The sequence below is a fragment of the Rhodopila sp. genome (assembly GCF_035548235.1).
Classification (GTDB): Bacteria; Pseudomonadota; Alphaproteobacteria; order Acetobacterales; family Acetobacteraceae; genus Rhodopila.
In genome coordinates, this window is sequence record NZ_DASZTJ010000089.1 from 1 (window position 1) to 14,635 (window position 14,635).

Here is a 14,635-nt window from a genome sequence, read left to right on the forward strand (position 1 = left end):
GCCGCGCACAGCACGACGCTGGTGGCGATGCGTCCGGCCTCGGTGACCACGCCGCTGATCCGGCCGCCGGTGGTTTCCAGGCCTCGGACGGCGCATCCCTGCAGTACGCTGACCCCCAGATTCCGCGCGGCCGCGGCGAGGCGAGGCGCGGCGACGGTAGGTTCCGCTCGGCCGTCCTGCGGCGAATGCACCCCGCCGATCCAATCCGCCCGGCTGTTGCCGGGCGTCATTGCCCTGGCCTCCGCCGCCGTCAGCATCCGGCTGCCGACCTGGTAATCGCGCGCCATGTCGCACCAGGCTTCCCATGTCGCCAGCTCCGCCGGGTCGCGAGTGACGTAGACCAGGCCGGTGCGGCGGAACCCCAAATCGGCCCCGGTTTCGGCCGGCAGCGAGTCCCACAGCGTCATGGCGTGCTTGATCAGCGGCAACTCACCCTTGTCGCGGTTCTGTTGGCGGCACCAGCCCCAGTTGCGGCTGGACTGTTCCGCTCCGATCAGGCCCTTTTCCAGCAACGCGACCGAATGGCCCTTCTTCGCCAGGAAATATGCCGCTGAAACCCCGGCGATCCCGCCTCCGATCACCACCACGTCCGCCCGCTCTGGCAGCTTTGACGCCCCGGTGACCCGCTCGAGCGGTGGCGAGATCGCTTCCCAGGCTGTGTCCATGATCAATCCTATGCGGCTGTCAGGCGCTCGATGCCGTAGACCCGGTCGAGCACCAGCAAGGTTGCGACGGCGATCAACATTTGCACGACGCTGATCGCGGCGATGGAGGGGTCGAAATTGTTCTGCATGTAGTTCAGCATCACGACCGGCAGCGTATTGACCGTCGCGGTCCCGAAGAAAAACGACAGAGGCAGGTTGTCGAGCGACGTCAGCACCGCGAACATCGCCCCGGCGAAGATACCCGGCCGCACCATCGGCAGTGTCACGTGCCACAGCACCTGCCACCGGGATGCGCCCAGGACCGAGGCGGATTCTTCGAGATTGGTCGACACGGCACGATAGGTCGCGAGCACGGTCCGGACGATATACGGGATGGCGACGACGGAATGGGCCACCAGCAGCGCGCCGAAGGACAGGCCGAACGATAGCGCTGAGAGGAAATACAGCAGGGAAAATCCCAGGACGATCGCCGGCACGCTGATCGGTGCCAGCAGCAGGTTCGCCAGCAGTCCTGCGCCCACGCCGCGCGACCGTGCCAGCGCCAGCGCGGCCGGGCAGCCGAGCAGGGCGCCGATGCAGGCGGAGACGAGCGCCAACTCGATCGAGGTTGTCAGGGAACTGGTGAAGTCATGGTTGGCCGCCATCTTGGCGTACCACGCGACGCTGAACCCGGGCAGCGGAAAAGCGATGTAGGAGGCGCTGGAGAACGAAACGACGATCACCGCGGCGATCGGCAGGAGGATGAAGACCAGGAACAGGATGACATAGGCCGTCAGCAGCATCGTCGCGCCGCTGCCGGAGTGGAACAGTCTCCGCCATGCGGTCATGCTGCACCCCGTTCCGGGATCGAATTTTCTACGGACGGCGCCATCATGATCCGTTTCGGCGCCGCAGCAGCGCGTATTGCACGATGAAGCACAGCACGGCGACCAGTATCAGGATGTTGCCCATCGCCGCGGCGAAGCCGATATCCTCGGTCGTGGTGAACTGCTGGTAGATCAGCAGCGACAGTGTGGTGATCTTGCTGCCGCCCAGCAGCAGCATGGTCAGGAAGCTGCCGTTGGTGATGACGAAGACCAGGATGCAGCCGGTGGCGATGCCTTCGATGCTAAGCGGCAGCGTCACGTGCAGGAAGGTGCGCGACCGCCCGGCGCCCAGGACGCGGGCGGATTCCTCCAGCTTGACGTCGACGCCCTGCAGCACCGCGGTGATCGACAGCACCATGAACGGCACCAGCACGTGGACCAGGCCGATGTAGACGGCGATCCGGTCGTCGGCGAGGTTTTCGGGCCGCGTGACCAGGCCGATATCCATCAGCAGGGTGTTCAGCAGCCCCTTGCGCGCCAGCAGCACGCGCCAGCCGAAGGTGCGCATGATGATCGAGGTCAGCAGCGGCGCCACGATGCAGAACACGATCAGCGCGTTCCAGCGTCCGGCGTGGCGCACCATGAAATAAGACACCGGGTAGCCGACGACCAGACAGGCCAGCGTGGTGATCAGACTGACCTTGACCGTCTCCCACAGCACCCCGGCGTAATAGGGATCGTACAGCAGCTTCTGATAGTAGAAGAACCATCCTTGCGGCGCATCGGTGCGCGCGAGGTTGGCGGCGAGCGGCACGATGAAGAACATCGCCAGGAACAGGATCACCGGCACGCACCACACCGGTGAGGTCAAGCGGTACGATCCGGGGCGGGCGCTCATGCTGGTTCTTCCAGGATCACGGCGCTGTCGGGGGCCCAGGTGAGGCCGACGATGCCGTCATCGGGCACGGCTTCCCGCTTCTGGGTATAGACGAACAGCGGCTGCTCCTGGTTCGGCAGCGTCAACTCATAGGCAAAATAGGCGCCGCGGAACACGATGTCGCGCACGCGGGCCGTGATCGCGTCGGCTTTCGGTGGGCCGAGCACTAGCTTTTCGGGCCGCACCGCCAGCGTGACCCGCTGTCCAAGCTGCAGGGTTTCCGCCGCGATCAGTGGTTCGGCACAACCCCGCGGGTCGATCGCGACACGCCAGGCCGCCCCTTCCTGCGCCTTCACCGTGCCAGTGAAGATGTTGGCCGTACCAAGGAATTCCGAGACGAAGCGGGAACGGGGGCGTTCATAGACGTCGGTCGGGTGACCGACCTGCTTCACCTCCCCATGCGCCATGACCGCGACGCGGTCGGACATGGTCAGCGCCTCCTCCTGGTCGTGGGTGACCAGGATGCAGGTGATGCCCAGCCGGTGCTGGATGTCGCGCAACTCGAATTGCATGCGTTCGCGCAAGTTCTTGTCCAGCGCGCCCAGCGGCTCATCCAGCAGCAGGATCGATGGCTCCGTCGCCAGGGCGCGTGCCAGGGCGATGCGCTGCTGCTGGCCGCCCGAGAGTTGGCTGATGCGCCGGTCCTCGAAGCTTTCAAGTCGAACCATCTGCAGCATGGCCCGCACGCGCTTCGTCTTTTCGGCGGCGCTGGCGCCGCGCATGCGCAGGCCGAAGGCAACGTTCTCGCCCACGGTCATGTGCGGGAACAGGCTGTAGTTCTGGAACACCATGCCCAGGCCGCGCTTGTTCGGCGGCATCGCGGTCATGTCGCGGCCGTTGATGACCACGCTGCCGGTGTCCGGCACCTCGAACCCCGCGATCAGACGCAGGGTGGTGGTCTTGCCGCAGCCGGAGGGGCCCAGCAATGCCAGCATCTCGCCCTGCACCATGTCGAGGCGCAGCGGCTTGAGCACCTGCACGCCGCCGAAACTCTTGCTGACATCGACGAGCCGGAGCGGAGGTGCAAGGACGGTCACAGTTGGCGATCGACCCTGACGGCGCCGATGATCCAGAGCACTTGAGCGGTTTCATCGGTCGGGTTGCGGAAACTATGCGGATCGAGGCTGTCGAACAGGAAGCTGTCGCCCTGGTGCAGCAGCACCTCCCGGTCCTTCACCTTCAGGATCAACGATCCATTCAGGATCATGCCGCCTTTTTCGGCAGGGTAGCTGAGCGGCTGGTCACCGGATGTGCTGCCTGGCGGGATGTGCAAGATCATGAACTGCAGGTTGTGCGGTGCATGCGGCGACAACAATTCCTTGCTGAGATAACCGAGTTCCAGCCAGCCGCGCCGGTCCGCGCGACGCACGAAGGTGGGATCGGCCGCCGGTGGCGGGGCATCGTCGAAGAGATCGGAGACGGTGACGCCGAGTGCCGTGCGGATCTGTGTCAACAAACGTAGGGACGGGTTGGCGAGATCGCGCTCGATCTGACTCAGCATCCCGACGGAGACGCCGGACTTCAGGGCGAGTTCCTTCAGCGACAGCCCCTTGTCGCGGCGCAGGCGGCGCAGCGCCTTGCCGACCCGAGCGTCATCCGCCGTGGATTCAGGCGTATCGGCTTGCTGGTCCAGAACTTGCTTCCCCACGCATGGTTTCCTGTCGGTCGTCCCTGGGGTCCGTCTGCATAACAGACACTCGTTTCAATATATCGAAACACAATGCTCGGCAAGGCACTGTCGCAACCGTCGACGAAAACTCGATATGCGGCCCTTTGGGCGTCACTACACCCTGAAAGAGCGCAGATTTTTTGGTCGCGACCCCTTGCGTCATGTTCAGTATAGTGAATAGGCTTCGCCGGTCGAGACACAGATCGGTAAAAAAGCGATCGGACAGGAGAGCGGTTATGGGGGCTCAAACGCGGCGGTTCATCCTCGGCGCGGCAGCGCTTCTGCTGATGGGCGGCGGTGCCGCCAAGGCTGCCGACCTGGTGGTCGGCGCTTTCGGCGGAGTCTGGGAACAAAGCCTCAAGAAATGCATCATCGCGCCGTTCGAAAAGAAGACCGGCAAGACGGTGGATGTGGTGCTCGGTTCCCCGCTCCAGTGGCTGAACCAGATCGCCGCCAACAAGGACAAGCCGCCGATCGACGTCATCTACAACGCCACCGAAACCAGCTATGTCGCCGCCGACCGCGGTCTGATCGACACGTTCACCCCTCAGAACGTCCCGAACATCGCGCTCGAGAAGCCGGAGTTCCAGCATATCACCGACGGCTACGGCGCCGTGCACAACTATGGCGCGATGGGGATCATCTACAATTCCAAGACGGTGAAGGACCCGCCTAAGACATGGAAAGAGTTCGTCGACGGCACCATCGCCGGCAAATGGAAAGCGATGATGCCGACCGTCACCTATCCCAGTGGTGGCCTGACGATCTCGGTCTGGTGGTTCGCCAAGCTATACGGTGGCGACGTCAATAATATCGAGCCGGGATTGAAAGAGATCAAGAAGATGCGCGACAGCGGCAACCTGTCGTTCTGGTTCGATCCCAACACGGTCTTGAATGCGCTGAAAAGCGGCGATATCGACATGGCGCTGTATTGGGACGGACGCGCCTATTCCTTCATTGACGATGGCAACCCGGATTTCAAGTATATCTCCCCCAAGCCGGGCGTGGTCGTCGCCATGACCTGGATTCAGAAGATCAAGAACGGCTCGCCGCTGGGTTACGAATTCGCCAACATGGCCCTTAACAAGGAGGCGCAGTCCTGCTTCGGCAGCGCCATCCGCTATGGCATCGCCAATAAGGACGCGACCTTCGATCCGAAGGTTGCGAACGAGATTACCCCGACCTCTGAGCTGATCTTTCCGCCCTACCGCAAGATCGGTGAGATCCAGGGACAATGGATAGAGCGGTGGAACAAGGAGATCGGGCGCTGAGCCTCCCGGTCCGTAAGGAGCGAACCCATGGGTTATCGTGTCGGCGTCGATATCGGGGGATCGTTCACGGATTTCGCCGTCTTCGACGAGTCCAGCAATCGCCTGCAGAGTCTGAAAGTCTTCTCCCGCCCCGACGAACCGGGTGCCGAAGTCATGGAAGGCATCCGGCAGTTGGGCGAACGCTATAAGATCCCGCCAGAGGAGATCGTCTACTTCACCCACGGCACCACGGTCGGCGTCAACACCGTCATCCAGCGCAAGGGGCTGAAGCTCGCGCTGTTCACGACCGAGAACTTCATCGACGTGCTGGAAGTCGCTCGACTGAAGATTCCCAACATGTACAACCTGCTGTCGAAGCGCCCGGCCCCGCTGATCCCGCGCGACATGAACTTCGGCATCGCCGAACGGCTGACCGCGGCGGGAGAGATCGAAACCCCGCTCGATCGCGCCAGCGTGGAAAAGGCCGTGAAGGCCGCGCAGGCAGCCAATGCCGAAGGCATCGTCATCGCCCTGCTGCATGCGTATCGCAACGGCACGCATGAGCAGCAGGTCAAGGCGATCGTCGCCGAACTGGCCCCCGGCCTGCCGGTATTCTGCTCCAGCGAGACCTGGCCGATCATCCGCGAATATGAACGCACCATCACCGCGGCGATCGGCGCCTATGTGCAGCCGCGCGTCGCGCACTACCTGACGCAACTCCAGGCGGCGCTGAAGCAAGCCGGCGTGCCGGTCGAACCGCGACTGACCAAGTCCAACGGCGGCGTCATGACCGCCGAACAGGGCAAGAGCGAGTGCGTGCAGATGATCCTGTCCGGCACGGCTTCGGGTGTGATCGGCGCCAGCCATGTCGCTGCCATCGCCGGGGTCCCCCGCTGCATGAGTCTCGACATCGGCGGCACCAGCGCCGATGTCGCGCTCATCATCGACGGCCAGCCGCAATATGGCGTGGGGGAGCGGATCGGTGATTTCAACATCTACATCCCCTCGGTCTCGGTCAGTTCGATCGGCGAAGGCGGTGGTTCGATCGCCTGGGTCGATCGGCTGGGCGTGCTGAAGGTCGGGCCGGAAAGCGCCGGCTCCCGGCCGGGTCCCGCCTGCTACGGCCGTGGCGGCACGCGTCCGACCATCACCGATGCGTTCGTCGCCTGCGGTCTGGTGGGCAACGCCGCATTGGGCTACTCCGCCGTCACCGTGGACCGGGACAAGGCGCGTGATGCGATTGGCGTGCTGGCCTCACGCCTGGGACGCGGCATCGAGGAAACCGCCGAAGCCATCATCCGCATCGCCGTCTCCGGCATGTACGCCGAGGTCAGCGGCCTGGTCTCCCGCTTCGGCGTCGACCTGCGGGAATTTGCCTGCCTCGCTTTCGGCGGTGCCGGTCCGATGATGGCCTGCTTCCTGGCGCGCGACCTGGGCATGCAGGAAACCCTGGTGCCGCCGACGCCCGGCGTGCTGTCGGCCTTGGGCGGACTGATCGCCGACCTGAAGAACGACTTCCTGGCGACGCTTTATCTCGATCTCGACGACGCCGCCGCAGAACAGATGCGTGATGCGTTCGACGGGCTGCGCCTGCGCGCCGAACGCTGGCTGCGTGACGATCAGGGATTCGAGGGACCGTATCGCCTCGTCTACTCGGCCGACATGCGCTACCGTGGCCAATCCTTCGAGATCGACACGCCGCTGTCTGCCGACATGGTGCTTTCGGCTGAGACGAAAGCGATCGCCGAAGCCTTCCACCGGGCGCACGAACGTGTCTACGGCCATGCAGACCGGGATGCGCTGCTGCAGGTCATCGCGGTGCGTCTGGTCATCATCGGCACCACCGCCAAACCGTTGCTTCCGCGCCAGGCGTCGCATCCAGGGCCGGCGGTATCGATCGGCAACGCCAAGGTCTGGCTGGATGGCGGCTGGTGCGAGGCGGCACTGTATGAACGCACGACCATGCTCGCCGGGCAGGCCTTCGCCGGCCCGGCAGTGATCATGCAAGAGGACTGCACCACCGTCGTGCCCCCCGGCTTCGTCGGCCGCGTGGACGAGCACACCAATCTGCGCATCGTTCAGGAGAAAGGGGCATGACCTTCGACAGCACCACGCTGCAGATCCTGCACAATTACTGCACCGCCACGGCGGAGAGCATGGGCTGGACCCTGATGCGCACCGCGCACTCCACCTTCGTGAAGGAAACCGAAGATTTTTCCTGCCAGGTGCTGACACCGGAAGGCTTGACCGTAGCCTCCCCCACTACCTTCGGCGCCACCTGGTACACCAACCTTGACTATGGCGGGGTGCTGGATCGTTTCGATTACAGGGAGGGCGACGTCTGCATCACCTCCGATCCCTATGCCGGCTTCGTCGCTACCCATACGCCGGATACGCATATCTGGAAACCGGTGTTCCGCGATGGGCAATTGGTGTGCTTCGTCGGCTGCCATATCCATAACACCGATGTCGGCGGCGCCGTGCCTGCGACGCTGTCGCGCAGCCTGACGGAAATCCATCAGGAAGGCCTGCGGATTCCGCCCATGCGGCTGGTACGGGACGGGATGATCAACCAGGAACTGGTCAATCTGATCGCCCGCAATGTCCGCCTGCCGGAACAGAACTGGGGCGACATGAACGCCCAACTCGCCTGCGTCAACGTGGGTGAGCGCAAGATCCACGAGATCATCGATCGGTTTGGCCGTGACGGGTTCAAGCAAGGCCTCGACGCATTGCTGGACTACTCCGAACAGCAGGCGCGCACGCTGATCCGCTCCTTGCCGGACGGCGAGTGGTTCTTCGCCGACTATGTCGATGAGGACCAGGCCGGCGGCTATCCTGTGCGGGTGGCGGTCACGCTGCGCATCCATGGCGACAGTTTGACCGTCGATTTCACCGGCAGCGATCCGCAACTGGTATCGTCGCTGAACATGCCGACCGGCGGCAAGGAACGACACGCATTGGCGATGGTCGGTGTGGTTTATTCGCTTTACGCGCTCGATCCGACGATCAACCTGAATTTCGGCATGGTGCGGCCGGCACGGGCGATCCTGCCGCCAGGCACGGTGATGAATGCCGTGGAGCCTGCCGCAGTCGGCATGCGCAGCCTGATGTGCAACCTGGCCCAGACCGCGGTGATCGGCGCGTTCTGCAAGGCGCTCCCGGATCGCCTGCCCGCCTCGCCCGGAAGCGGGGTCAGCATCATGAACGTCAAGACCACGACGCGAACCGGACGCACGGTGATGGCCTCGGTCGGGCCTGTCGGCGGCGGCGCCGGCGGCGACCCTTGGGGCGACGGCGCCGAGGGCTGCGGCGCCAACATGTCCTATCTGAAGAACACGCCGGTTGAGATCAACGAAGCCGAAGTCCCGATCCGTGTCCGCCGCTATGGTCTGGTGCCGGATTCGGGTGGACCTGGAAAGCATCGGGGCGGATCGGCGTTGGAGATGGAATTCCAGCTCTTCGCGCCGCAGTCGATGGTCACCGCACGCAACCGCGACCGGTCCCGCTTTTCGGCCTGGGGCCTCTGCGGCGGCAAGGCGGGCCGAGTGTCACGCTTCGTCAAGAACCCTGGCGGGAACCAGGCCGTTGAACTGGGGTCGGCCGATATCGTCCCTTGCGACCCTGGCGACGTCATCCTGATCCAGGGTCCCGGCGCCGGCGGTTACGGCAATCCGCTGGAACGCCCCGAGGCCGCCGTGCTGGACGACGTCCGCCGCGGCCTGGTCTCGCTCGCCAGCGCGCGCGACGACTACGGCGTGGTGATCGCGGACGGTGCCGTCGATACCCAGGCCACGACCGCCCTGCGGGTCGAAAAAGCACAGAGGAGCACCGACACCGTCTTCGGCCACGGCGCTGGTCGAGCGGCGTTCGAAGCGACTTGGACGCCTGGACGGTATGCGGCACTGACGGCGATCCTCGGGATCGTTCCCGTCACCTGGCGGTTTTTCGTCAAGCACAAGATCTTCGCCGCGATCGGCGATGCGCCCGCCCCGGCCGACGGTGGCGCGGCCGATGTCGTCGCTGCGTACAAGGCGCTGGTGACGCAGTTCGCCGATCTGCCTCCGCCCCCGGACTTCGTTACGAACCAGGCCGCCGCCGCGTGACGTCCACGATGCTGTTCTCCCCGTTCACCTTGCGGGGGGTGACGTTTCCCAGCCGCATCGTGATCTCGCCGATGCAGATGTACAAAGCCGGCCCCGACGGAAAGCTGAACGACTGGCTGTTCCAGCATCTGGCGAAATACGCCGTCGGCGGCGCCGGTACCGTAATGACCGAGGCACTGATCGTAGACCCCATCGGTCGCAACACCTATGGCGACATGGGCATCTGGTCAGACGAGCATGTCTCTGGCCTGCGTCGCATCGCCGACTTCCTGCACGACAACGGCAGCGTCGCCGCCGCGCAGTTGCACCACGCCGGCCCCAAATCCTCCCGCCAGCGCCCCTGGGAAGGGCTCGGTCCGCTCGGCGAAGCCGAAGCGGCGAAAGGCGAGCCGCCATGGCAGCCGGTTGCTTCGACCGCCTCCAGTACGATCTCCGGCTGGCACACGCCGCGGGCCATGACGGCGGCGGAAATCGCCAAGCTGGTCGAGGACTATGGCGCCGGGGCCCGCAGGGCGGCAGAAGCCGGGTTCGACGTCCTCGATATCCATGCGGCGCACGGGTACCTGATCCACACCTTCCTCTCGCCGGTGGCGAACAAGCGCACCGACGCGTATGGCGGCAGCCTGGAAAACCGTATGCGGTTCGCCTTGGAGATCGCAGAGAGCGTCCGTGCCAATTGGCCCGGTGACAAGCCGCTGTTCTTCCGTCTGTCCTGCGTGGATTGGCGTCCCGACCTGGACACCCGCAACGATGGCTGGACCATCGGCGACAGTTGTGTCCTGGCGCAGGAGTTGGCGGCGCGCGGCGTCGACCTGATCGATTGCTCTTCCGGGGGGATTCGCGCTGAAAACTCCATCATGGATTTCGCCAAGCGAAGGGTGAAGCTGAAGCGCGGTCACCAGGTGCCCTATGCCGAGACGATCCGCCGAGACACCGGCATCCCCACGATGGCGGTCGGCGTGATCCTGGACGGACCGCAGGCCGAGGCGATCCTGCAAGCCAGCCAGGCCGACCTGATCGCCATCGGGCGTGAGGCCTTGATGGACCCGCACTGGGGGCTGCACGCTGCCCAGGCGCTGGGGATCGACCCGAAATGGGAACGCTGGCCGCCCTCTTATGGCTGGTGGCTGGAACTCCGGGACCGGATCGGCGTCGAGGGGTAGAGGTATCTCCTGCCGCCAATTCCAGCTACCTTGTGAAATCGATATCGTAACGTTCCGAGCGCGCGGCGGGGCAGGCTGCCGGTGATGGGGATCGCACATGGCAGGTCCTGTCATGATCGCTTGCGCACCGCCTCCAGGCGTGGATCGTACGCGAACTCAACCCGGATGCCGCTCGGCTCCCGCACCATGAAATGGAACTTCGGTCCTTTCCCGGAGAGAGCGGGGCCGAATTCCACGACGACGCCCGGCCATGTCGCGATGCGTTCGTGCAGCGCGTCCAGTCCTGCCCGGTCCGCCACAGCCAGCGCGAGGTGGTGCAAGCCGATATTGCCGCGCCGGTCGAACGCGATTGCGCGTTCCGGTGACTCGACTTGCCACAAAGTGACCAACTGGCAGCCGTCGGAAACGAAAACGGCAGGATAATCAGGCCGCTCGCCGACAACGCTCCATCCGAGGCAATCGCAAAAGAAGCGGCATGTGCCATCAAGATTCCGAACACTCAATCCGACATGATCAACGCCAACCGTGGCGGGGAGGGGATTGGCCAACGCTGGACCTCCTTGCAAGGGTTCCTGTTCACCAGATATGATTCTGAGCCAGGAACGAAACGTAAGTCCCCACCTCATTGGTCGCATGACGATACGGGTACGACCCCAGCCCGACCTGCCTCAATAGACCCGAGCCTTCGGCGGGATAGGATTGACTTCGTTCGACAGCGTATTCATGTGCACCGGCCGATAATCGATGGCGACGCGTCCGTCCTCGTCCATCCAGGCCAGCGTGTGCTTCAGCCAGTTCACGTCGTCGCGTGCCGGGTAATCCTCGCGCGCATGGGCGCCGCGGCTCTCGGTCCGTGCCAGTGCCGACTGCATGCTGACGTTGGCCTGCCGCATCATGTTGTCGAGTTCGATCGCTTCACCAAGATCGGTGTTCCAGGCCAGTGCGTGGTCGGCGAGACCGAGGTCGGAACGCAGGCCGTGATAAAGACGATCGACGATCGCCACGCCTTCGGTCAGCAAGGGGCCATCGCGGAACACCGCGCAATGGCGCTGCATCGCATGCTGCATCTCCGACCGAAGCTCACCGCATGTCCGTGGTCCCCGTGCCCAGCGGATGCGGTCGAACCGGGCAATGGCCTGCTCCTCGCTCTGCCGGTCCGGGTTTGCATGGCTCTCGCCGGGCGAGACGGTGGCGATTGCTCTATGGGCAGCCGCGCGTCCGAAGACGATAAGGTCGATCAGGGAATTCGACCCAAGGCGGTTGGCGCCATGCACCGAGACGCAAGCCGCTTCCCCGATCGCCATCAGACCCGGAACGACAGCGTCCGGGTTCCCGTCGCGCAGCGTCACCACCTCCCCATGCAAGTTGGTTGGGATGCCGCCCATGTTGTAATGGACGGTCGGCAGCACGGGGATCGGCTCGCGGGTCAAGTCCACGCCGGCGAAGATGCGCGCGGTTTCCTTGATGCCGGGCAGCCGGGTTTCCAGGATGTCGCGCGGCAGATGCGAAAGCCGTAGCTCGATGTAATCCTTGTTCGGGCCACATCCGCGGCCTTCCAGGATCTCTACCGTGATCGCTCGGCAGACCACGTCGCGACCGGCCAGGTCCTTGGCGGTCGGCGCATAGCGTTCCATGAAGCGCTCGCCATTCGCATTCGTGAAGTACCCGCCCTCGCCGCGCGCGCCCTCGGTGATCAGGCATCCCGCCCCGTAAATTCCTGTCGGATGAAACTGTGTGAATTCCATGTCCTGCAGAGGCAATCCGGCTCGCAGCACCATTGCGTTGCCGTCGCCGGTGCAGATATGGGCGGCGGTGCAGGAGAAGTAGACACGGCCGCAACCACCCGTCGCCAGGACGGTCTGGTGCGCCCGGAAGCGATGCAGCGTGCCGTCTTCCATGCACCAGGCCAGAAGTCCGCGGCATGTCCCGTCGGAGTCCGTCAGAAGGTCCAGGGCCACGTATTCGACGAAGAACGCGGCGTTGTGCTTCAGGCATTGCTGATACAGCGTGTGCAGGATCGCATGCCCCGTGCGGTCCGCCGCCGCGCAGGTCCGCCGCGCCATCGCCTCGCCATGGCGCAGGGTCTGGCCGCCGAAGGGACGCTGATAGATCAGTCCGTCATCGGTGCGGGAGAAGGGGACGCCGAGATGTTCAAGCTCGCGGACGGCAGCCGGCGCCTCGCGGCACATATACGCGATCGCGTCCTGGTCGCCGAGCCAGTCGGAGCCTTTGACCGTATCGTAGAAGTGGTAGCGCCAGTCGTCGCCGTCATTCATGTTGTTCAGCGCCGCCGCGATGCCGCCTTGCGCGGCGACGGTGTGGCTTCGCGTCGGAAAGACCTTCGTGATGCAGGCCGTCCGCAAGCCGGCGGACACCATGCCCATCGTGGCGCGCAGCCCCGCGCCGCCGCCGCCAAGAACGACGACATCATAGACATGCTCGATGACATCGTAGGCCCGGGTCATGCGATCCTCCTGCGTGAAACGGAAACACCGACGATCAGGTCGATGCCCAGGCCTGCGACGAACGCGAGAGCGCCGATGATGAAAATTAGCTGGTAGTCGCCGCCGCTCTGGGTGAACACGAAGGTCAGGGCATAGGCGGCGGCAGCTTGCAGCAGCGCGAAGGCGGTGGTGGCCTTGCTCCACGCGGCCGTCTGTTCCTTGGGGTCATGCGGCAGCAGTTCGTGCACGCGGCCGAGGACCAGCGGCACGATCCCGGGCGTGAAGGCGCCTATGACGAAGCTGGAGACGATCAGCCCGGGGGTACCGGCACCAAGCGCGGGCAGCAGCACGCCGGCCGCTTGCACGAAAAAGGCCAGCCGCAGCGCCGGACCGAACCCTGTGCGATCCGCCAAGTGCCCGCTGAACACCGGACCGACGACAGCGCCCAGGCCGAACAGCACCCAGTATTGGGCGCCGCTATCGAGGCCCTGATCCAGCCCGCGGGCCACGTAGTCCACCAGGAACAGCATGTGAGGCACCAGACCGGCCGCGTTCAGGCCGTATTGCGCGTAAAGCGCCCGCAGACGGACCGTGGGACGCGGCGCATGCGCGTCGGCGGCGTGCCTGGCAGCGGGCGAGGGTTGCCCCGAAGGCCAGCCGGTCCAGGCAATGATCGTCAGGAGCAGCGAAAGCGTCCCCAGCCCCCACCATGTTTGGGTGAGGCCCCGGCGCAGCAGAAGGGGCACCAGGGTCCCTGACGCGGCGATGCCGAGGCCGACGCCGGCGAAGATCGCACCGCTCGCCATGCCGCGCCGCTGGTGCGGCACGTGGGGCAGGACAGCCGGCGCCGTCAGCACCATCAGGGCTCCGCCGGAAATGCCGGACAGCAGCCGCCACACGAAGAACCATGGCAGCGAAAGGGGGACGGAGCAGGCAAAGAACGCGACCGTCGCGAGGAGCATCAGCCCGCGCAGCAGCGGCCGCAGTGCGACCTTCGCCGCCATGGGCCGGCCCAGCAGGGCGCCGGCAAGATAGCCCGCCAGATTGGCGGCACCGAGATAGGCCGCCGCCGACGCATCAAACCAATGCGCGCCGATGATCGCGGGCAGCAACGGCGTATACGCGAAGCGGGCCAAGCCGATCCCGACGAGGCTGGCGCAGCAGCCTGACACCGTCGCGCGCCATCCGTTCCCGTGCGCCGCCGGGGTGGCGTGGTTCCTGTCAGTTGAGCTTAAGCGCCGCATGTCGTTCCTACGTCGATGGTCGACGCCAGAACTAGGCACGGATAAATATCACTGCTAACGAATTATGCAGAGATCCGTTATCGGAAAATATGATGATTAAGGACTGCTCCGTGCCTGCGTTCGCTCAGGCTGCCGGCCAGCGGCGGCGTCCCGACCCCAGGGTTTCGGAAAAATCGCGCAATCGGCGACGTGGAGCACATTGAATCGTTACGCCGCGACCGGTACCTTTCGGTCTTCTCGACCAGGCGGCGACGGCGTGGCGGAGCAAGCAATGGCATCCCCGCCGTCGCCGGGCGACCACTGTGGCGTCCTTTCCATCCCCTCGGCACTGGCCTGCAGGTCGTTACGTCA

The 14,635-nt window shown here is 64.8% G+C and carries 12 protein-coding genes; 4 read left to right on the forward strand and 8 right to left on the reverse strand.

Translation table 11 applies throughout. From position 1 onward, the window contains the following. The 5 genes from VHB27_RS07295 to VHB27_RS07315 form a co-directional block, all read right to left on the reverse strand. Positions 1-665: NAD(P)/FAD-dependent oxidoreductase (locus VHB27_RS07295; RefSeq protein WP_325598737.1), on the reverse strand; the 665-nt coding region annotated here is incomplete at its 3' end. A gap of 8 nt (positions 666-673) precedes the next feature. Beyond that, positions 674-1,492: an ABC transporter permease gene (locus VHB27_RS07300; RefSeq protein ID WP_325598739.1), complete on the reverse strand. Its 819-nt coding sequence runs from the start codon at positions 1,490-1,492 to the stop codon at positions 674-676. Positions 1,493-1,535: 43 nt separating this feature from the next. Next, a complete protein-coding gene (locus tag VHB27_RS07305; protein WP_325598741.1) occupies positions 1,536-2,369 on the reverse strand; it encodes an ABC transporter permease in 834 nt (277 codons plus the stop codon). Further along, positions 2,366-3,445 carry an ABC transporter ATP-binding protein gene (locus VHB27_RS07310; protein WP_325598743.1) on the reverse strand — a complete coding sequence of 360 codons (1,080 nt, stop codon included), beginning with the start codon at positions 3,443-3,445 and terminating at the stop codon, positions 2,366-2,368. Before VHB27_RS07310 ends, VHB27_RS07305 begins: the two co-directional genes overlap by 4 nt. Further along, complete coding sequence (locus VHB27_RS07315) at positions 3,442-4,056, reverse strand: helix-turn-helix domain-containing protein (RefSeq protein ID WP_325598745.1); 615 nt, start codon at positions 4,054-4,056, stop codon at positions 3,442-3,444. The genes VHB27_RS07310 and VHB27_RS07315 overlap by 4 nt, the downstream gene beginning before the upstream one ends. 257 nt (positions 4,057-4,313) lie before the next feature. Between VHB27_RS07315 and VHB27_RS07320 the strand changes: the two genes are divergently transcribed. The 4 genes from VHB27_RS07320 to VHB27_RS07335 are packed head-to-tail and all read left to right on the forward strand — an operon-like array spanning position 4,314 to position 10,596. Beyond that, positions 4,314-5,348, forward strand: coding sequence for an extracellular solute-binding protein (locus VHB27_RS07320; RefSeq protein ID WP_325598747.1), 1,035 nt, complete (start codon positions 4,314-4,316; stop codon positions 5,346-5,348). Between the two features lie 27 nt (positions 5,349-5,375). Then, complete coding sequence (locus VHB27_RS07325; RefSeq protein WP_325598749.1) at positions 5,376-7,424, forward strand: hydantoinase/oxoprolinase family protein; 2,049 nt, start codon at positions 5,376-5,378, stop codon at positions 7,422-7,424. Next, positions 7,421-9,433 (forward strand): hydantoinase B/oxoprolinase family protein, encoded by a 2,013-nt coding sequence (locus VHB27_RS07330; RefSeq protein WP_325598751.1) that lies wholly within the window; start codon positions 7,421-7,423, stop codon positions 9,431-9,433. Before VHB27_RS07325 ends, VHB27_RS07330 begins: the two co-directional genes overlap by 4 nt. Further along, on the forward strand, positions 9,430-10,596 hold the full coding sequence (locus VHB27_RS07335) for an NADH:flavin oxidoreductase/NADH oxidase (protein ID WP_325598753.1): 1,167 nt from the start codon (positions 9,430-9,432) through the stop codon (positions 10,594-10,596). Before VHB27_RS07330 ends, VHB27_RS07335 begins: the two co-directional genes overlap by 4 nt. A 110-nt stretch (positions 10,597-10,706) precedes the next feature. Here VHB27_RS07335 and VHB27_RS07340 read toward each other — a convergent pair whose 3' ends face one another. The 3 genes from VHB27_RS07340 to VHB27_RS07350 form a co-directional block, all read right to left on the reverse strand. Continuing rightward, complete coding sequence (locus VHB27_RS07340; protein ID WP_325598755.1) at positions 10,707-11,144, reverse strand: VOC family protein; 438 nt, start codon at positions 11,142-11,144, stop codon at positions 10,707-10,709. A 120-nt stretch (positions 11,145-11,264) separates the two neighbouring features. Then, on the reverse strand, positions 11,265-13,061 hold the full coding sequence (gene sdhA, locus VHB27_RS07345; protein ID WP_325598757.1) for a succinate dehydrogenase flavoprotein subunit: 1,797 nt from the start codon (positions 13,059-13,061) through the stop codon (positions 11,265-11,267). After that, on the reverse strand, positions 13,058-14,284 hold the full coding sequence (locus VHB27_RS07350; protein WP_325598759.1) for a YbfB/YjiJ family MFS transporter: 1,227 nt from the start codon (positions 14,282-14,284) through the stop codon (positions 13,058-13,060). Before VHB27_RS07350 ends, sdhA begins: the two co-directional genes overlap by 4 nt. Between the last annotated feature and the right edge of the window lie 351 nt (positions 14,285-14,635).

Coding starts and splice junctions, on each gene's coding strand:
- VHB27_RS07300 (WP_325598739.1), bottom strand. CDS start 1,492: ATGACCGCATGGCGGAGACTGTTCCACTCCGGCAGCGGCGCGACGATG.
- VHB27_RS07305 (WP_325598741.1), bottom strand. CDS start 2,369: ATGAGCGCCCGCCCCGGATCGTACCGCTTGACCTCACCGGTGTGGTGC.
- VHB27_RS07320 (WP_325598747.1), top strand. CDS start 4,314: ATGGGGGCTCAAACGCGGCGGTTCATCCTCGGCGCGGCAGCGCTTCTG.
- VHB27_RS07325 (WP_325598749.1), top strand. CDS start 5,376: ATGGGTTATCGTGTCGGCGTCGATATCGGGGGATCGTTCACGGATTTC.
- VHB27_RS07330 (WP_325598751.1), top strand. CDS start 7,421: ATGACCTTCGACAGCACCACGCTGCAGATCCTGCACAATTACTGCACC.
- sdhA (WP_325598757.1), bottom strand. CDS start 13,061: ATGACCCGGGCCTACGATGTCATCGAGCATGTCTATGATGTCGTCGTT.
- VHB27_RS07350 (WP_325598759.1), bottom strand. CDS start 14,284: ATGCGGCGCTTAAGCTCAACTGACAGGAACCACGCCACCCCGGCGGCG.